Origin of the sequence: Myxococcus eversor (assembly GCF_010894455.1) — a bacterium.
GTDB classification, from domain to species: Bacteria; Myxococcota; Myxococcia; order Myxococcales; family Myxococcaceae; genus Myxococcus; species Myxococcus eversor.
In genome coordinates this window covers 189779-210163 of record NZ_JAAIXY010000022.1, presented here as the reverse complement: position 1 = coordinate 210163, position 20385 = coordinate 189779, and the positions used below count along the sequence as shown (strand labels likewise).

The 20385-nt window shown below is 70.5% G+C and carries 5 protein-coding genes; all 5 read right to left on the bottom strand.

The features are described 5' to 3' along the window. A partial coding sequence (locus G4D83_RS35790; protein WP_163869383.1) for a non-ribosomal peptide synthetase occupies window positions 1–5272 on the bottom strand: 5272 nt, incomplete at its 3' end. 108 nt (window positions 5273–5380) lie between these two features. Then, on the bottom strand, window positions 5381–9751 hold the full coding sequence (locus tag G4D83_RS35785; protein WP_240356997.1) for a type I polyketide synthase: 4371 nt from the start codon (window positions 9749–9751) through the stop codon (window positions 5381–5383). A 20-nt stretch (window positions 9752–9771) separates the two neighbouring features. Then, window positions 9772–11064, bottom strand: a complete 1293-nt coding sequence (locus G4D83_RS35780) for a glycosyltransferase (RefSeq protein ID WP_163869381.1) — start codon at window positions 11062–11064, stop codon at window positions 9772–9774. A gap of 38 nt (window positions 11065–11102) precedes the next feature. Beyond that, window positions 11103–15794 carry a type I polyketide synthase gene (locus G4D83_RS35775; RefSeq protein ID WP_163869380.1) on the bottom strand — a complete coding sequence of 1564 codons (4692 nt, stop codon included), beginning with the start codon at window positions 15792–15794 and terminating at the stop codon, window positions 11103–11105. A 21-nt stretch (window positions 15795–15815) separates the two neighbouring features. After that, a complete protein-coding gene (locus tag G4D83_RS35770) occupies window positions 15816–20378 on the bottom strand; it encodes a type I polyketide synthase (protein WP_163869379.1) in 4563 nt (1520 codons plus the stop codon). Between the last annotated feature and the right edge of the window lie 7 nt (window positions 20379–20385).

Genomic DNA, 20385 nt, shown 5'->3' with positions numbered 1-20385 from the left:
CGTGGAGCCAGACGTCGGAGGAAGAGAAGGAGATGAAGGAGGAAGAGACGAGGCGAGTGACGCCGCGGTGAGGGACGCAGACACCCTTGGGCTCGCCCGTGGAGCCGGAGGTGAACATGACGTAGGCAAGGTCATTGCCCGTCACATCCAGAGGCAGCGTGGAAGAAGGCTGGCCTGCGATACGAGAAGCCTCCTCATCGATGACGAGGAGAACGGCGCCAAAGGCCGGCAAGTCGTCGACGACGTCGGAGTGGGAGAGGACGACTCCCGCGGCGGACTCGCGAAGGACGAAGGCGAGACGCTCGGAGGGCCAGGCCTTGTCGAGAGGGACGTAGGCCGCCCCCACCTTGAGGATGGCGAGGAGGGAAACAATGAGGTCCGCGGAGCGGTCAAGGCGGACAGCGACGCGAGAGCCCGGGAGCACACCCAACGAGCGCAGGTAATGAGCGAGCTGGTTGGAGCGCGAGTCGAGCTGGGCGTAGGAGAGCGACTCCTCGCCGGAGACGACCGCGGCAGCGTCAGGCGCGAGCGCGGCCTGCACTGCGAAGAGGTCCTGAATGCTCGCGTTGCGCGGGTAGTTCGTCGTGGTGCCATTCCAGCGCGTGAGCACCAGTTGCTTCTCGTCCGGCGTGAGCAGCGACATCCGTCCGAGCCGTGCATCAGGCGCGGTGACGGCCTCCGTGAGCAGCACGGAGAAGTGCCGCGACAGGCGCTCCAGGGTCGCCGCGTCGAAGAGGTCGGTGTTGTAGTTGAAGACGCCCGAGAAGCCGCTGCCGCCCTCTTCGAGCAAGAGACTGATGTCGTACTTCGACGTCTCCAGCTCCGGAGGAAGGTGCGTGAGGGTGATGCCAGGAAGCGCGAGCGTCGAGTTCGGCGTGTTCTGAAGGGTGAGGGTGACCTGGAACAGCGGACTGCGGCTCAGGTCACGCTGCGGCTGAAGCTCCTCGACGAGCTTCTCGAACGGGACGTCCTGGTGCTCATAGGCGGCCAGGGTGGACAGGCGCACCTGTGCCAGCAGCTCACGGAAGGACTGTCGGACATCGATGCGCGTGCGCAGAACCAGCGTGTTGACGAAGAAGCCGACCAGGCCCTCGGTCTCCGCGCGGTTGCGATTGGCGATGGGCGAACCCACCAGGACGTCGTCCTGGCCCGAGTAGCGTGACAGCACGAGCTGCCACACGGCGAGCAAAATCATGAACGGCGTAGCGCCTTCGCGCTGCGCGAGCTCCCTCACCGCGTTGCTCACGCTGGCGGACAGGGAGATGGGAAGCACCGCGCCATGCTCGGTCTGCGCGGCGGGACGGGGCCTGTCGGTGGGCAGCTCCAGCGCGGCGGGCGCTCCGGAGAGCTGCTGCTTCCACCAGTCCAGCTCCTGACGAAGCGTGTCGCCGCTGAGCCGCTGCCGCTGCCAGACGGAGAAGTCCGCGTACTGGATGGGCAGGGGCGCGAGCCGCGCGGACTCGCCGCCGGAGAACTGGCGATAGAACGCACCCAGCTCCCGGACCATGACCTCCGTGGACCAGCCATCCGAGATGATGTGGTGGACGGTGACCAGCAGCAGATGGTGGTGCGCGTCGAGCCGAAGCAGCGTGGCCCGGACGAGCGGCCCACGGGCCAGGTCGAACGGACGCAGGGCCTCTTCCCGCATCAGCCTGCGCGCTTCCTCATCCCGGTGCGATGGCTCCAGCAGCCCGAGCTCCTGCACGGGCAGGTCCACCCGCGCCTCGGGCTCGATGACCTGAACGGGCTGCGCATCACGGACGACGAAGTGCGTGCGCAGCACCTCATGACGCTGGACGAGCGCCCGCAGGGACTGCCGCAGGGCCTCGACATCCAGCTCTCCTTCGAGCCGCAGGGCCGCGGGCAGATTGTACGAAGCGGTGCCCGGCTGGAGCTGGTCCAGGAACCACAGACGCTGCTGTGCGAACGACAGGGGCAGGTCCCCACCGCGCGGAACCGGGCGCAGCTTCGCCGGGCCCGAGTCCGCAACAGCCCCACCCGAAGCGACCTGGAGCCGCTGAGCGAGCAGCTCGACGGTGGGCGCCTCGAACAAATCGCGCAGCGGCAGCTCCACGCCGGTGGAGGCACGAAGCCGCGCCACCAGTCGCGTGCCCAACAGCGAGTGACCACCCAACTCGAAGAAGCTGTCGGTGACACCGACCCGCTCGATGCGAAGCACCGAGGCGAAGAGGGAGGCGAGCAGCTCCTCTGAGGGCGTGCGAGGCGCGACGAACTCGCGCGAGGCGGGGACGAAGTCCGGGGCCGGGAGCGCCTTGCGTTCCACCTTGCCACTGGGGCTCAGGGGGAGCGCGTCGAGGAAGACGAAGGCGGAGGGCACCATGTACTCGGGCAGGCGCTGGGAGAGCGCGGCCCGGAGTGCGGCGGCGTCGACATCACCGGAGGAGACGACGTAGGCGACGAGACGCGCCTCGTCGCGGACGACGACGACGGTATCGGAGATGGAGGGAAGCGAGCGAAGCGCGGCCTCGACTTCACCCAGCTCGATGCGGAAGCCGCGCAGCTTGACCTGGAAGTCGGAGCGGCCGAGGTACTCGAGAGTGCCGTCGGGCAGCCAGCGAGCGACGTCGCCGGTGCGGTAGAGGCGAGCGCCGGGAGTGGCGCTGAAGGCGTCGGGGATGAAGCGCTCAGCGGTGAGGTGGGGCTTGCGCCAGTAGCCGAGGCCGACCTGGACGCCGCCGATGAAGAGCTCGCCCGGGACGCCGACGGGAGAAGGCTGGGAGTCGGGGTCGAGGACGTAGAGGCGCGTGTTGGCGACCGGCCTGCCGATGGGGATGGAGGAGCGAGAGGAGCCGCGAGCGCAGTGGAAGAAGGAGACGTCGACGGCGGCCTCGGTGGGGCCGTAGAGGTTGTGGACCTCGGCGGAGGCAGGCAGGCGCGCATGGGCGCGAGCCACGAGGTCCGAAGTGAGGGCCTCACCACTGCACACGACGCGGCGCAGACCGGAGAGCTTCTCGACGCCCGGCTCCTCGAGGAAGGCGCGGAGCATGGAGGGGACGAAGTGGAGCGTGGAGACGCGCTGCTCGGCGATGAGGCGCACGAGGTAGGCGGGGTCCTGGTGACCACCGGGCTTCGCGAGGACGAGGCGAGCGCCCGTCATGAGGGGCCAGAAGAACTCCCAGACGGAGACGTCGAAGGAGAACGGAGTCTTCTGGAGGACCGTGTCCATCGCCGTGAGGGCGTACTGCTGCTGCATCCACAGCAGGCGGTTGACGACGCCTGAGTGGGCATTCATGGCGCCCTTGGGGCGGCCCGTGGAGCCGGACGTGAAGATGACGTAGGCGAGCGAGTCCGGGCCGGCGAGCGACTCGAGCGAAGAGGAGGGCCGGCGAGAGACAGCGTCCCACTCGGAGTCGAGGCAGAGCACGTGAGCGGCGTGCGGGGGGAGAACGGACTTCAGGTGCTCGTGCGTGAGGAGGACAGGCGCGTCGGCGTCCTCCAGCATCCCGGCGAGGCGCTCACGCGGATACGCGGGGTCCAGGGGCACGTACGCGGCGCCAGCCTTGAGGACGCCGAGCAGCGCGACGACGAGGTCGAGCGAGCGCTCCAGGCAGACACCGACGAGGACGCCGGGGCGAGCACCGAGCGAGCGCAGGTGGTGCGCGAGCTGGTTGGAGCGCGAGTCGAGCTGGGCGTAGGTGAGGACGCTGTCCTCGAAGCGAATGGCCTCCGAGTAAGGCGTGCGCATCGCTTGCGACTCGATGAGCGAGTGAAGCGTGGCCTCACTCGGGTACTTCACCTGCGCGCCCTGGAAGTCGGCGAGGAGCTGATGGTGCTCCTCGTTCGTGAGGAGGGGCAGCTCGGACAGGCGGGTGTCCGGGTTGGCGGCCACCGCTCCGAGCAGCGTGTAGAAGTGACCGCGCAGCCGCTGGATGGTCGCGACGTCGAAGAGGTCGGTGTTGTACTCCAGCCAGCCGAAGATCTCGTCCGGCCGGTCCTCGCGCAGCTCCAGCAGCAGGTCGAACTTCGCCGAGCCCGGGTCCACCAACAGATAGGTGGACTGCAGCCCCGGCATCGACAGGTCCTGGCGCGGGGTGTTCTGGAAGCTGAACATCACCTGGAACAGCGGGTGACGGCTCAAGTCCCGCGGAGGCTGCAGCTCCTCCACCAGCTTCTCGAAGGGCAGCTCCTGGTGCGCATACGCCGCCATGCACACGTCCTTCGCGCGACGCAGCAGCTCGCGGAAGGTGGGGTCGCCGCCCAGGTCATTGCGCAGGACCAGGGTGTTGACGAAGAAGCCGATCAGCGACTCCAGCTCTGGCACGTTGCGACCGGCGATGGGCGAGCCGACGGTGATGTCCGTCTGCCGCGAGTGCCGGTGCATCAACGTCTGGAACGTGGCCAGCAACGTCATGAAGAGGGTGGCCCCTTCCTGCTGGCTGACCTCCTTCAGCACGCGCGTCAGCGCGACGGGAAGCGTGACGAACTGACGCGAGCCTCGGTACGTCTGGCGGGCGGGACGCGGCCGGTCCGTGGGCAGCTCCAGCGGCTCCGGCAGCGTTTTCAGATGTTGCTTCCAGAAGTCCAGCTCGATGCGCAGCCGCTCACCCTGCATCCGCTCGCGCTGCCACTCCGCGAAGTCGGAGTACTGGATGGCGAGCTCCGGAATCGCGGGCGTCTGGCCCGTGACCTCCGCCGCGTAGAAGGTCATCAGCTCGCGAACGAAGACACCCAGCGACCAGCGGTCCGTCACCAGGTGATGCATGGTGACCAGGGCCACGTGGTTGTCGGGACCCAGGCGCAGCACCTTGCCGCGCAGCAGCGGTCCACGCGCCAGATCAAACAGGCGCTGGGACTCCTCGCTGGTGCGGCGCTCCACCTCCTCGTCCTGCTCCGCCTTGCCCAGGTGGGAGATGTCCTCCACGGGGATGGTCAGCGTCAGCTCCGGCAGGACGATCTGCACGGGGAGCCCGTCGTCCCTCGCGGCGAACACCGTGCGCAGCGACTCGTGGCGCCGCACCACCTGGTTCACACACCGCGCCAGCAGCGGGATGTCCAGCACGCCGGTGAACTGCACGGTGATGTGGACGTTGTACGCGAAGGCCTGTCCGCCCTCGAGCTGGTCCACCACCCACAGGCGCTGCTGCGGGAATGAAGCAGGCGCGGGCTCGGTTCCGGCGCGACGCGGAATGGTCCGCTCGAGCGCCTGCGTCGTGGCGGCCTGGAGCTGCCCCTTCTTCTCCTTGAGGAGCAATTCGTACAGCGCACGCTGCTTGGGAGTGAGCTTGTCGAGATTCTTGGAGCTACCGCTCATTGCTGGACTCCGACTGCGGAGCCTCCGCTCGCTGGGATGACCCAGGGCGGAGGGGAAGGTTGCTGGGGCCGAAACGGGGTCGTCGGCCCGACTGAAATTCGGTGGGGGCTAGCTCGAACGTCTGGCCAGCTCGGCTTCAATCTCTTCGTCGCTGAGGTTGGACAGCTCCTCGAGCGCGGCGTCACTGGCGGCCTCTTCGAGCGCGGTCTGGTGGTCCGCCACCAGCTTCGCGAGGGAGGCCACGGTCGCGGCCTCGAAGAGCTTCGCCAGGGGAATGTCGAAATCGAACTGGGTGCGCAGGCGTCCGGCCACGCGCGTGGCGAGCAGCGAGTGGCCGCCCAGGTCGAAGAAGTTGTCGTTCAGTCCCACGGAGTCCACGCCCAGGACTTCCTGCCAGATGGCCGCGAGCTGCTTCTCCAGCTCGCTCGCGGGCGCCACGAAGGGCGTCTTCGCGCGACGGGGCTTGCCAGCCGCGCGCGCACCCGAGGTGGGCTGGGACGTGTCGCGCTGAATCCACAACTTCCAGCGCTGGGCCAGGTCACCCGTGGCGACGACGACGTGGCCATCCACGCCGAGCGTCACCAGACGACGGACGGCCTCGGCGCCCTCCTGGGGCGTCATGGCGTACTGGTCCATGCTGGTGCGCACGTGGTTGTGCTTCGTCTCCTCCGGCCAGGGGTCCCACGACGCGCTCACCCAGCGCGTCCCGGTGCTTCCCGAGTGGGCCTGCGCGAAGGCGTCCATGAAGAGGTTGGAGGACGCGTAGGTCAGGTAGCCGAGGCCACCGAGGACTGCGGCGTTGGACGAGAAGAGCAGGGCGAAATCCGCCGAGCGGGTGCTCAGCACCTCCTGCAACGCGTAGGTGCCGTAGACCTTCGGACCGAACTGCGTCTCCGACTCGCCCCGGCCAATCTCCGTCAGCGGGTTGTAGAGCGATGGGCCATGCGTGACGCCCGCGCAGTGGAGCACGCCATTGAGCGCGCCGAACCGGGCCTCCACCTGCGCCACCGCGGCCTCCAGTTGCGCCGCGTCCGCGACGTCCGCGCGCACCACCATCACCTGCGCGCCAAGCCGCTCCAGCTTCCGCACCTGGAGGATGCGCTGGGCCACCGCGTCGTCCTCGGGATGCGTGGCCAGATACGAATCCCACTCGGACGTCGCCGGCAGGGCGGTGCGTCCCAAGAGCGCCAGGCGGGCCTTGAGCGTCTGGGCCAGGTGCTCGGCGAGCATCAGGCCCACGGCGCCAAGGCCACCGGTGATGAGGTAGACGCCCTGCTCACGCAGAGGAGCCGCCGCCTCGCCCGAGTGCTCCAGCCGCAGCGGCGCAAGGGTCTGCGTGAAGCGGTGGTTTCCGCGCCACGCCACGACGGCGTCGCGCGTGCGCTGACTCAGCTCGGCGACCAGCCGCTCCGCGAGCTTCTCCACGCCGGCGCCAAGAGGCTCCGGTGCAATCAGGTCGATGCAGCGCGTGCTGACGTGCTCCTGCTCCTGCGGAATCACCTTGCACGGCCCCAGCAGCGTGGCCTTCTCCGGGAGGGCATTGCCCTCGCCCGCCACGTCATGCAGCCGGTCCGTCACCACCTCCAGGCGCACGGGACGGGAGGTGTCTCCCTGCGCGAGCGCCTGTCCCAGGTGCAGGAGGCTGTAGTAGCCCGTGTCCTGCACCTTGCGGAACAGTTCGGGCCCCGGAAGGCCCTCGCCCGACGAGGCGAGGCTCCACAGGTGGACGACCACGGACGGGCTCAGCTCCTGGTCCGCCAGGTCCTTCCACAACGTGGCGTAGTCCCCGCGCAGGCGAGGATCCACCGCATACCGGCGCGCGGCGTCCCGCATGAAGGAGTTTCCCTGGCGCACTCGCACCACGTCCTGGCCAGCCTCCTCCAGGCGGCGGCACAGCGCCTCGCCGACGCCCACGCCGTCCACGAAGACGACCCAGCAGCGACGCTCGGCCAGGGCCTTGCGGTCCAGGGCCACGGGCGCAGTGCGGTGCCACGTGGGCGCGTGGAACCACTCCGCCATGTCCACGAGCTTGCCCTGCGGCGCCTGGGCCTGCGTGGCCTCGACGCGCGAGCCCGGCGCCACCCAGTAGCGCTGACGCTCGAAGGGGTACGCGGGCAGCGGCACGCGGCGAAGGACGCGGCCCTCGCTCACGGCTTCCCAGTCCACCTCCACACCGTCCAGCCAGAGCTGCCCCAGCGCGCCGAGCACCGCCACCGACGCGGGCTGGTTCGTCCCCGACACGGGCAGGCAGCCGTGCACGGAGCGAGTCCCCGTGCTCCCGGCCAGCGCGCGGGCCTTCTCGACGAGCGGCCCCGCGGCCCCCATCGCGAGCACGACGCGAGAGGGCTCCTTCACCAGCTCGCGCAGCGCATCGTCCATACGCGGCGCGCGGCTCGTCGCGTCCTTCCACGTCTCGGGGCGGGTGGCCTCGGCGGACGTGAGCAGGGCTCCCGTGGCCAGGGAGTAGAGCGGCACCTCCGGCGCCTTCAGCGTCGCGGCGTTCGGTGAAAGCTCACGCCCCTCGGCTCGGGCAATCGTCAGGGAGAGGGCCTCCTCCAGCGGGAGCGTGCCCGCGAGGCTGGCGGCGATCCACGCGCCCATGCCTTCACCCAGCATCGACTCCGGCTGCACACCCCACGACATCCACAGGCGCGCCAGGGCGTACGCCTCCACGAAGCGCGCGGCGGCGGTCACCGCGCCGGAGACGGCCGGTCGGCTCCCGTCCTCGGGATACAGCACGGCGCGCAGGTCCACGCCGAGCCGCGACTGGAGCAGCTCCGCGCACGCGTCCACCTCCGCGCGGAACGCGGGCTCCGAGCGATACAGCGACTCCAACGGAGCTTCCGCTCCGGCGTCGGAGAAGAGGAAGGACACGGGGCGGTTGCCCGTCTCGTGCGTGCCGGAGAGCACGCGCTGCGGCTCCGCCATGCGCAACACCCGCATCGCATCCTGTCCATCGCGCGCCACCAGGACGCGGCGGTGCGCATGGGCCTTGCGGCCCACCTGGAGCGTGTACGCCACATCCGCCAGCGTCTGCTCCGGATGCGTCTCCAGGTGCTGCGCGAGCCGCGCGGTGGCCGAGTCGAGCGCGGTATGGCTGCGCGCGGACAACACCAGCAGCTCCCACGGACGGCCCGTCGAAGCCGCGGGCGCGGGAGGTGCTTCCTCCAGGACGATGTGGGCGTTGGTGCCGCCGATGCCGAACGAGCTGACGCCCGCGCGCCGGGGCGTCCTGCCGCGCGGCCAGGGCTGGAGCGCGGTGTTCACATAGAAGGGCCCGCTGTCGAAGTCGATCTGCGGGTTGGGGGACTCGAAGTGGAGGCTGGGCGGGACCTGCTGGTGCTTCATCGCGAGGATGGCCTTGAGCAGGCTCGCGCTGCCGGCCGCCGCGTCCAGGTGTCCCACGTTCGTCTTCACCGAGCCGATGGGCACCGTGCGACGGCCCTTCGCCTTCGCGCCGAACACCTTCGTCAAGGCGCGCAGCTCGATGGGGTCTCCCAGCGCGGTGCCCGTGCCGTGCGTCTCCACGTAGGAAATCGTGTCGGCGGGGACTTCCGCCGCGGCGAGGGCGTCCTTGATGACGGTGGCCTGTCCCTGCACGCTGGGCGCGGTGAAGCTGGCCTTCACGGCGCCGTCGTTGTTGATGGCGGAGCCCTTGATGACGGCGTGGATGGTGTCTCCGTCCGCCAGCGCGTCCTCCAGCCGCTTGAGGACGACGAGGCCGATTCCGCTGCCGAAGATGGTGCCCGCCGCCTTCGCGTCGAAGGCGCGGCAGTGGCCGTCCGGCGAGGCGATGCCGCCGTACTGATACAGGTAGCCGACCTTCTGCGGCACGTTGATGGCGACGGCGCCGGCAATCGCCATCCGGCACTCGTCCGCGAGCAGGGCCTGTCCCGCCAGGTGCAGCGCGACGAGCGCCGTGGAGCACGCGGTGTGCACCGAGTACGCGGGGCCTCGCAGGTTGAGGCGGTGCGCCACGCGCGTGGTGAGGAAGGCCAGGTCATTGCCCAGGCCAATCTCGAACGGGTCCAACCCGCCGAGCGCGGAGGGATTGGAGAAGAGGTTGAAGACGTACGTGTCCGTGCGCGCTCCGGCGTACACGCCGATGCGACCCTTGAAGCGCTCGGCGTCGTAGCCCGCGTTCTCCAGCGCCTCCACGGCGCACTCCAGGAAGACGCGCTGCTGCGGGTCCATCACCTCCGCTTCCTTGGGGGTGACGCCGAAGTAGCCCGCGTCGAACAGGTCCGCGTCCTCCAGGACGGCGGCGGCCTTCACGTAGTTCGGGTCCGAGCGGATGGCGGCCGTGTCGAGCGCGCTCGCCTCCAGCTCCGCGTCCGTCAGGAAGCTGATGGACTCCACGCCGTCCCGCAGGTTGCGCCAGAACGCCTCCAAGTCACGTGCACCCGGGAAGCGCCCCGCCATGCCGACGACGGCGATCTCCAACCCCGTGGTGTCCGCGCTGGATGAATCCGTGGCCATGTCTCTCTCCAAAGTCCCGCTCAAGTTTCGACCTTCCTCGCCCGTTGCTGCTTCAGCGCCGACTTGCGACGCTGTTGCCGCCCCTCGTCTTCCGCGTCCGCCTCGTCCTCGGCCTTCGAGTCCGTGGCCAGCCCCACTCGTCGGACCAGGTCCTCGAGGAGCTGACGCGCCTTCATCGTTCCGTGCTCCGCGCGGAGCTGTTCTCCCAGCCGCGCCGCGGACGCCTGGATATCCGCGCGAGCGTGCACCGCGCTCAACGCGTCCCCGAGTCGCTCCGTGCTCAGCTCACCAATCGGCAGCGCCGCGCCCCCGCAGCCCTGCTGCTGGACGACCTCGCCCCAGGTGAACTGGTCATACGTGTGCGGCACCACGACCTGCGGGACGCCCGCCCGGAACGCCGCGCCCGTGGTGCCCGCTCCGCCGTGGTGCACCACGCACGACACGCGCGAGAAGAGCCAGGAGTGCGGCACCTGTCCCAGGGCCCGCACCGTCGGAGGGAGGGCGCGCTGGCCCAGGCCGCTCCATCCGTGCTGGATGAGTGCCCGTCGCCCCGCGCGCACCGTGGCGGCTACCAGCGTGTCCGTCAGCGCCGCCGGGTCCGCGTGGGTCATGCTGCCGAAGGTGATGCAGACGGGCGGCTCGCCCTCGGCGAGGAACGAGGCCAGCTCCGCGTCCGGAGTGAAGGCCGGCTCGTCGACAAGGCAGTACCCGACCGTGTGGTGGTGCGGGGGCAGGTCCGAGGCGGGAGGCCGCACGTGCCGGCTCAGCGCGGTGAGCACCAGTTGATTCGACAGGCCATCCACCAGCGGGTTGTCGAGCGGCGGAAGGCCGTGGGCCTCGCGCAGGGGATTGACCAGTCCGCGCACGGCGAACTGGAAGGCGGGGCTGCCGCCGCCGCTGCCACTGTGTTCCACCAGCACCGTGACGAAAGGCAGGTGCGTCAGGTCATGCACCATGCGCGCGACGGGCTGGACGCGTCCGCTGACGAGCACGTCCGCGCCCTGACACGCGGCGCGCAGGTCCTGGAACATGAGGGGCAGCGCCTCCAGGAGCGGCTGGAAGAGCTGGAGCATGCCGCCGGCGGAGTGCACGACGTCGGGGCTCCCCATCATCGCCTGGGTGATGCCGCTCTGGGCTTCCCGCAGGTCGGGGCCCACCGGAATGAAGTCGACGTCATGCTGTCGGGCGAGCGCGCGGTACGACGGCGCGGCGGCGAGCACGGGCTGGTGTCCGTGACGCTTCAGCTCGACCGCCAGCGCCACGAAGGGCTGGATGTCGCCGAGGGTTCCGAAGTTGGTGAGGATGGCTCGCATGGGCGGGGGCGTGGAGGTCGAGAAGGAGCCGCGACGACTCAGTCGCCTTCCTCCGGTTCTTCATCGTCCGCACGGCGACGGGAGCGCTGTCGCTGGAGATTCTGCTTGCGGCGCTGCACGGCGGACTCGCGCTCGTCAGCCTCGCTGTTCGCGGAGCCGGGTCCCGCCTCGGGAGGCTGGAGCAGCACCGCCAGGGCCTTCACGGTGACACCCTCGTAGAGGCTGGACGCGGGAACGCTGACGTTGAGCCGCCGCTTGAGGCGGTCACTGAGTTGCACGGCGATGAGGGAGTCGCCGCCCAGCTCGAAGAAGTTGTCCTGGATGCCGATGGGCGCGACGCCCAGCGTCTGCTGCCACAGGTCGGCGAGCGTCCGCTCCATGTCCGTCGTCGGCGCCACATAGGCGCTGCGCAGGTTCGCCGGCCGCGGATGCTGAGGCCGCGCCGCGGGCTCCTCCCGCGTGTCCTCGGTGCCGAGCGCTTGCGGCGCCGGGGACAGCCGCGCGGCCACGTCGTGGGTGGACACCACCAGCCAGGGGCCCGTGGCATGCGCGAGCGCGCGGCTCAGGGCCTCGGCGCCTTGCTCGGGCGAGAGCGCCAGTCGGTCCAGGGCCTCACCGCGTGCACCGGGGTGCGCGCCGTAGTCCTCCACCTTCACCACGTCCCAGCCCAGGCTCAGCCACCGCCGTCCTTCATGTGACGCGGCCTGGGCGAAGGCGTCCTGCCAGGCGCTCGCAGCGGTGTGCGCGACGGTGGCCATGCCTCCGAGCACCGCGGAGATGGACGACGCCACCACGCGGAAGTCCAGCGCCCGGTCTCCGAGCACCGCATCCAGCAGCGCCAGTCCACGCGCACGCGGGTCGAAGTGCCAGGCGGTCTCCTCGGGCCCCGTCTCCGAGACGAGCCGCGCCACCTGGTCCTTGGGGAGCCACGCCGCGTGCACCACGCCATGGAGCGCGCCGAAGCGGGCCACGGTCGTATCGATGGCCTCGCGCAACGACTCCTGTCGCGTCAGGTCGGTGGGCAGCACCACCACCTCCGCGCCCAGGGCCTCCAACTGCCGCGCGCGGCGGATGCGCTGCGCCCACGTCTCGCTCTCTTCGTGACGGGCGACGTGCGCATCCCAGGTGTCGCGCGACGGAAAGCCGAGCGGCTCCAGGCAGACGAGCTTCGCTCCGGGAGACAGGCTGGCCAGCGCGCGCCCGTTCATCGCACCCAGGCCGCCGAGGCCATGGACGAGCAGGTACACGCCGTTGGGGCGCGCGCTCGGATGCGGCGCGGGCACGTCGGGAAGGGGCAGCGGCTCCAGGCCCTGCACCCAGCGGTGCGGACCGCGCAGCGCCACCACCGTCTCACGGGGCAGCGAGCGCAGCTCGGCGCGAAGTGCCTGGAGGCTGGTGGCGGAGAGTCGTGCCTCCGGGCTCGTCACCATGTCCACATGGTGGAACCGCAGGAACGGATGCTCCTGCTGAATCACCCGGCAGGGGCCGAGCAGCGTGGCCTTGTCGGCGCGGAGTGACTCATCACCGGTGACGTCGTGGACGTGGTTGGACACCACCCAGACAGTGCAGGGGCGCTCCGACGTCAGCTCGACGAGGGCCCTCGCGAGGCCGACGAGCGTGAAGTAACCGCCCGCCTGGACCTGCGCGAAGGACGCGGGTGCATCCGTGGTGAGGCTCCACAGATGCAACACGGTATCAGGCAGCCGGCCCGCGTCCCGCAGCGCGGTGGTCAGCGCGCGAAGGTCCGACAGCGAGCCCGGCGCCACGGTATAGCTCAATTCCCCAGAGTGACTGAAGCCCGCGCCTGGACGCACGCGGAGCACCATCCGCTCCTCGCCGGGCTCGGGCGCAAGCAGTGCGTCGGTGGGAGAGGACTCGTCCTCGAAGACCAGCCAGACGCGCTGGTTCGCGGCCTTCGCGGTGCGCCCGGGAGGCAGCGGCGCGCGCTTCCAGGACGGCGCATGGAACCAGCGCTCCATCGGCGCCTGGGCGAGCGGCAGCCCGAGCGTCTCGCTCGCGACGGGCGCGGCCTCGACGCTGGGCTTCGTGTCGGGCTCCACCCAGTAGCGCTTCCGCTCGAACGGGTAGGTCGGAAGCGGGATGCGGTGGCGACGCCCCTCACCGTGGAAGCCGCGCCAGTCCACGGTGACGCCGGCCTGCCAGAGTCCACCCAGCGTCGTGTACGCGTGCGGGGGCGCATCGGCGGCCACGGTGTCCTGCGAGGAGGGCATCGAGCTGAGCACCGGACGTGACGCGGTGGCGTCCGGATAGCGCCGCGTGAGTCGACTGAGCACCTGTCCCGGACCCGCCTCCAGCACCACGCGCTTCGGGTCGGAGAGGAGCGCGTGCAGTCCATCCGCGAAGCGCACCGCGCCACGCAGATGCTGGGCCCAATACTTGGGGCTCGTCGCCTGCTCCGTCGTAATCCACGTCCCGGTGACGTTGGAGACGAAGGGCAGGGTGGGCGGACGAAGGCTCACGGCCGCCGCGCGTGCCGTGAAGGCCTCCAGGATGGGGTCCATCATCGCCGAGTGGAAGGCATGCGACGTGGCGAGCACGTGGCTGCGAACGCCGGCCTCATCGAGCTGGCGCTTGAGCTTCTCCACCGCTTCCGTCGGCCCGGAGGCCACGCACTGCATGGGCGCGTTCACCGCGGCGAGGCTCAGCTCGGTTCCGAGATACGGACGAACCTCGTCCTCGCTCAGCGGCACCGCCAGCATGGAGCCGGCGGGCAGCGACTGCATCAACCGGCCGCGCGCGGCGACCAATTGGAGCGCGTGCTCCAGCGTGAAGACCCCCGCGAGGCACGCGGCCACGTACTCACCAATGCTGTGCCCCAGCATCGCCGCGGGCTTCACGCCCCAGGACATCCAGAGGCGCGCGGTGGCGTACTCGATGACGAACAGCGCCGGCTGGGTGAACTCCGTCCGAGCCAGCGTCTTCTCGTTCTCCGCCGGGTCCCCGGACTTCGGATACATCACGTCCCGCAAGTCGCGCCCGCCCAGATGCGGCTTGAGCAGCTCGGCGCACCGGTGGACTTCGACGCGGAAGACGGGCTCCGCGTCATACAGCGCTCGCCCCATGCCCACGTGCTGCGAGCCCTGTCCCGGAAAGAGGAACGCCACCGGGCGCTCCACCGCGTCCTGGGACTCGGTGTGGAGGCGGGCATCACCTTCCTGGGAGAGCACCTCCACCGCGTCGCCCACGCTTCGCGCGAGCAGGAAGCGCCGCTGCGAGAAACGCTGGCGTCCCGCTTGGAGCGTCCAGGCCACGTCCGCGAGCTTCGCGTCGGGCTGCGCCTTCAGGGCCTCGGCGAGACGCCGCGTGCTGGCCTCCAGCGCGGAGGGCGTGCGCGCGGACAGCGGCAGCAGGTGCCACGGGCGACGTGAGGCCGTGCTGTCGGGCGTGCGAGGCGCCTGCTCCAGCACGACGTGCGCGTTGGTGCCGCCCACGCCGAAGGAGCTGACGCCGCCGCGCCGGGGCAGCGCGCCCGCGGGCCAGGGCTTGAGCGTCGCGTTGACGTAGAAGGGACTGCCGTCGAAGTCGATGGCCGGGTTGGGCCGCTCGTAGTGGAGGCTGGGCGGCAGCTCACCGTGCTTCACGGCCAGGGCCGTCTTGATGAGGCCGGTGATGCCGGCGGCGGCATCCAGGTGGCCCACGTTGCCCTTCACCGAGCCCAAGGCGCAGAAGCGCCTGCGCTGAGTGGAGGAACGGAAGGCGCGCGTGAGCGCTTCCACCTCGATGGGGTCGCCCAGGGGCGTCGCGGTGCCGTGGGCCTCCACGTAGCCGATGGAGTCCGCGTCCAGTCCCGCCGCCGCGAGCGTCTCCGCCACCACCTGGGACTGGCCCTCGATGCCCGGAGCGGTGTAGCCCGCCTTGAGCGCGCCATCGTTGTTGGTGGCCGAGCCCTTGATGACGGCGTGCACCGTGTCGCCATCCCGCACCGCGTTGCGCAGCTTCTTCAGCAGCACGACGCCCGCGCCACTGCCGAACAGCGTGCCCCGGGCCTTCGCGTCGAACGGGCGGCAGCGGCCATCGGGAGACGCCATGCCTCCCTCGGCGTGCCGGTAGCCGTTGAAGAAGTTGACGTTGACGGAGGCGCCGCCCGCGAGCGCCATGTCGCACTCGCCATTGAGCAGGCTCTGGCAGGCCAGGTGCACCGCCACCAGCGACGTCGAGCAGGCGCTCTGCACGGCGTGGCTGGCGCCTCGGAGGTTCAGCTTGTACGAGACGCGGGTGGCCAGGAAGTCGGTGCCGTTGCCGATGTTCACCTGCACCGGCTCCACGGACTCCAGCACGCGGGGATTGCGCGCCAGGTTCATCAGCAAGTACGTGTTGAGCGTGGCCCCGCCATACACGGAGATGGCGCCCGGGTAGTCGCGCGGCGAGTAGCCCGCGTGCTCCAGCGCCTCCCAGCAGACCTCCAGGAAGACGCGGTGCTGAGGGTCTGTCAGCTCCGCCTCGCGGGGCGGCATGTCGAAGAACGCGGCGTCGAAGGACTCGGGCTCCGGCAGCACCGCCGCCGCGCGCACGTAGTCGGGGTCCGCCACCAGCTCCGGGGGGACTCCGGCCGCGAGACACTCCTCGGGGGTGAAGAAGCGGATGGACTCCACGCCGCCGCGCACGTTCGCCCAGAACTCGGCCGTGTCGCGTGCGCCTGGAAAGCGCCCGGACATGCCGATGATGGCGAGGTCTGCGTTGTCGATGTCTTCCGGCTGCTTCACGTCCACGTCATCCGCTCCTTCGCTGCTCTACTCACGGCGACTGCGCCGCTCCCTGCGCTGGGCTCCCCGGTTCTGACTCGCCTCGAAGGTGGGGGCATCCTCCGGAGCCGGCAGACTCCCCAGCCGCTTCGCCAGCGCGGCCACGGTGGGCGCCTCGAACACGGAGGTGAGGGGAACGTCGCGCCCCAGCTCACGCTTCAGGCGACCGACAATCTTGAGCCACAGCAGCGAGTTGCCACCGAGGTCGAAGAAGTTGTCGTGGATGCCCAGTTGCGCCAGTCCGAGCTGCTCCTGCCACACCTTCGCCAGCGCCAGCTCCACGTCATCCGTCGGCGCCACGTACTCGGTGCCGAGCTGGGGCCGCTCATGCGTCGCGCCACCCGCCGCGTCCGCCTGCTTCCCCGCGCCCTCTCCCCGCACCCACCGCGCGACGCGTGACACGAGGTCGCCGGTGGACACCACCACCTGTCCGCTCAAAGGGGATTCCACCACGCGGCGGAAGGCCTCCACCGCCTCGGTCGGAGACATGGCGAACACGTCGATGCTCGTGCGGACCTCGCGCGTCACCTCGTCCATGCCGGGCCAGCCGTCCCAGTTGGTGCTCAGCCACCGCGTCGACCCCTCGCGCGAACGCGAGACGGCGAAGGCATCCAGGAACGCATTCGCCGCGCCATACGCCGCGAGCCCCAGGCCTCCGAGCACCGCCGCGTTGGAGGACACCAACAGCACGAAGTCCAGCGACCGGCCCGTCAGCGCGCGCTCCAGCGCGTAGGTGCCATGGACCTTCGCCCGGAAGTGGGGAGCGCAAGCGGCGGCGTCCAGTCCGGAGAGAAGCGCCACCGCGCCTTCACCCGCGAGGCCCGCCGCGTGAATCACTCCGTCCACCGCGCCGAAGCGAACGTCCGCCTCCGCGAGCGCCAGGCTCAGCCGTGACTCGTCCGCCACGTCGGCGCGGACCACCAGCACCTCCGCGCCCGCCGCTTCCAGCTCACGCACCGCGCGCTGCTTGTGGCCGCCCGGGTCCACCTCCAACCCCGCGCGGCTCACCAGGATGAGCCGGGCTTGATGGGCGCTCGCCAGGTACCGCGCGAGCAGCAGGCCGACGCCACCCAGGCCACCGGTGATGAGGTACACGCCCCGGGCCTTGAAGGGCTGCGCCGCCAGGGCATCCTGCTCCAGCCGCAGCGGCTCATGCGTCTGCGCCAGCCGGTGCGTCCCGCGCCAGGCGACCACGGGCTCCTTCGTGTCGGAGGTGAGCTCGCGCAGCAGGGCGTTCGCGGCCGTCGACACTCCGCCATGGCCCAGGTCCACGTAACGGCAGGCCAGGGTGTCGTGCTCCTGCGGAATCACCTTGCACAGCGCGGGCAGGGTGGCGTGCTCGGGAACGACTTCGTCCGTGCTCTCCACGTCGAACGCCCCGCGTCCCACCACCGTCAGCTCCACGGGGCCGGGGAGGGATTCCTCCGCCAGCGCGCGCGTGAGCCGCAGCAGGGGATGGAACCCGCGCTCTTGCAGTTGCTCGAAGCGCGACTCGGCCGACTCGTGCTCGGCGCCGTCGAGCCCATCCAGGCTCCACAAGTGGACGATGCGCTCCACCTTGAAGTCCTTCGCCTTCAGGGCCAGCAGCAGGAACGAGGGCTCCTGCGTGTCCACGGGGTCCATGCTGAAGTGGTACTCGCCCAGTTCCTGGAGCCGAGCGCCGCGCGACACACGCGCCACGCGGTGACCGGCGCTCTCCAGTCGCGTGGCCAGGGACTCGCCGACGCCGCCCGCATCCAGGAACACGACCCAGTCGCGTGTCGTGCTGGCGCCCGCGCGAGGCAGGGGCAACGGCGCGCGCTTCCACGAGGGCACGTAGAACCAGCCGCCGACGTCCGTCGTCTTGCGCGTCGCGCCTCGTCGCTGCGTGGAGGGCGCTTCAGGCGCGAGCCAGTAGTCCTGTCCCTCGAAGGGATAGGTGGGCAGGGGAACGCGCAGGCGCCGCTTCTCGCCGCGCACGCCGTTCCAGTCGACGTCGATTCCCGCCGCCCAGAGCTTGCCGAGCGTGGCGGTGAGCAGCTCCTCGTCGGGCACCGGGTCCTGCGGATGGCGCAGCGAAGGGAGGACGGGAGGCGCCTGGGGGCCGGTGAGCTGGAGTCGCGCGAGCGTGCTCAGCGTGCGGCCAGGGCCGACCTCCAGGTACACGCGGTGGGGAGTCTCCGCCAGCGTGCGGATGCCGTCGCCAAAGCGCACCGTCTGCCGCAGGTGACGCGTCCAGTACGCCGGGTCCGTCGCTTCCTCGGGCGTCATCCACGTGCCGGTGACGTTGGACATCAACGGCAGGGTGGGCGCGTTGCGCTGGAGCGTCCCGATGAACTCCTGGAAGCGCGCGAGAATCGGCGACACCAGATGCGAGTGCGCCGCCACGTCGATGGGGATGTGACGGAACTCCACCTCGCGGCGAGTCAGCTCCGCCGCCAGGGCCTCGACGGCCTCCACCGTGCCGGCGACCGCGCACTGCGAGGGCCCGTTCACCGCCGCCAGGGACAGCGTCTCCCCAAGCAGGGGCCGCACCTCGGACTCAGGCAGGGGCACGCTGAGCATGCCGCCACCGGGCAGCTCCTCGAAGAGCTTGCCGCGCAGCACCACCAGCGCCAGCGCGTCCTCCAGCGAGAACACGCCCGCGAGGCAGGCCGCCGTGTACTCACCCAGGCTGTGGCCGATGACGGCCTCGGGCTTCACGCCCCACGACTCCCAGAGGCGCGCCAGCGCGTACTCGACGGTGAACAGCGCGGGCAGCGCCAGCGAAGTCCGCTTGAGACGCTGGCTCGCGTTCGCCGCATTGGCCGCGTCCGGGTACATGACGGGCTTCAGGTCGAAGCCCAGCCGGGGGCGCAAGAGCGCGAAGCACTGGTCCACCGCTTCGCGGAACGCGGGCTCCGCGTCGTAGAGGCCCCGGCCCATGTCCGGGTACTGCGCGCCGCCGCCGGGGAACATGAAGACCGCCGACGTCGTGGCGGAGCCGGGCGCGAGCGTGAACAGCCGCTGCGGGTCCCTCGTCTCCAGCACGCGCACGGCGTCGTCGCGGTCGCGGCACACCAGCACGCGCCGGAGGTCCAGCGCCTTGCGGCCCATCTGCAGCGTCCAGGCGACGTCCGCGAGCGACTGCTCGGGGTGCGTCTTCAAGTGCTCCAGAAGGGAGGTGGTCTGCTTCTCCAGCGCCGTCTGCGTCCGGGCGGAGAGCACCAGGAGCTGCCACGCGCGCGCCGAGTCTCCCGGCCGGACGAACGGAGCCTCCTCCAGGATGACGTGCGCGTTGGTGCCGCCGATGCCGAACGAGCTGACGCCCGCGCGGCGCGGCGTGGCGCCCTCGGGCCAGGCCTTGAGCGCGGTGTTGACGTAGAAGGGGCTGTTGGCGAAGTCGATGCGCGGGTTGGGCGCCTCGTAGTTCAGGCTGGGCGGCAGCTCCCCGTGCTCCAGCGAGAGCACCGTCTTCACCAGCCCCGTCACGCCCGCGGCCGCGTCCAGGTGGCCCACGTTCGTCTTCACCGAGCCGAGCCCGCAGAACCCACGCTTGTCGGTGCCGGCGCGGAACACGGTGTCGAGCGCCTGCACCTCGATGGGGTCTCCGAGCGGCGTGGCGGTGCCGTGCGCCTCCACGTAGCCGATGGAGTCCGGCGCCACCTCCGCGATGGCCTGGGCCCGGGCGATGACCTCCACCTGGCCCTCCACGCCGGGCGCGGTGAAGCCGACCTTCATCGCGCCGTCGTTGTTGATGGCGGATGCGCGGATGACGGCGTGGATGGTGTCGCCGTCGTTGAGCGCGTCCTCCAGGCGCTTGAGCACCACCACGCCCGCGCCGCTGCCGAAGAGCGTGCCCTGGCCCTTCGCGTCGAACGCGCGGCAGTGGCCGTCCGGAGAGGTGATGCCACCTTCCTGGTAGTGGTAGCCGGTGCGCTGCGGCATGTGCACGGACACGCCACCCGCGAGCGCCACGTCACACTGGTAGCCGAGCAGCGACTGGCAGGCGAGGTGCGTGGCCACCAGCGACGTGGAGCAACCCGTCTGCACCGTCAGCGCCGGGCCCTTGAAGTCCAGGTGATAGGCCACGCGCGTGGCGAGGAAGTCCTTGTCGTTGGCCACCATGGCCGGGAAGGTGTCCTCGGCCTGCTGGAACTCCGCGCGTGAGAGCAGGTTGAAGAGCAGGTAGCTGCTGAGGCTGGAGCCCGCGTAGAGGCCCGTCGTTCCGGGGATTCGCCCCGGCGCATAGCCCGCGTTCTCCAGCGCCTTCCAGACACACTCCAGGAAGACGCGGTGCTGGGGGTCCAACAGCTCCGCCTCGCGAGGGGCGTAGCCGAAGAAGCCCGCGTCGAAGCGGGCCGGTCGCTCCAGCACCGGCGCCGCGCGGACGAAGTGGGGGTTGGCCAGGAACGAAGGGTCAACACCCAGGGACTTGAGCGCGTCGTCGGAGAAGAAGGTGATGCCTTCCACGCCTTCGCGCAGCAGGCGCCAGAACGCGTCCACGTCCTCGGCACCAGGAACGCGCACGGCCATGCCGACGATGGCCACCGCCAGCCCCACGTCCCCCTGGTACTCCCGCTGTTGCCCCATGATGGTC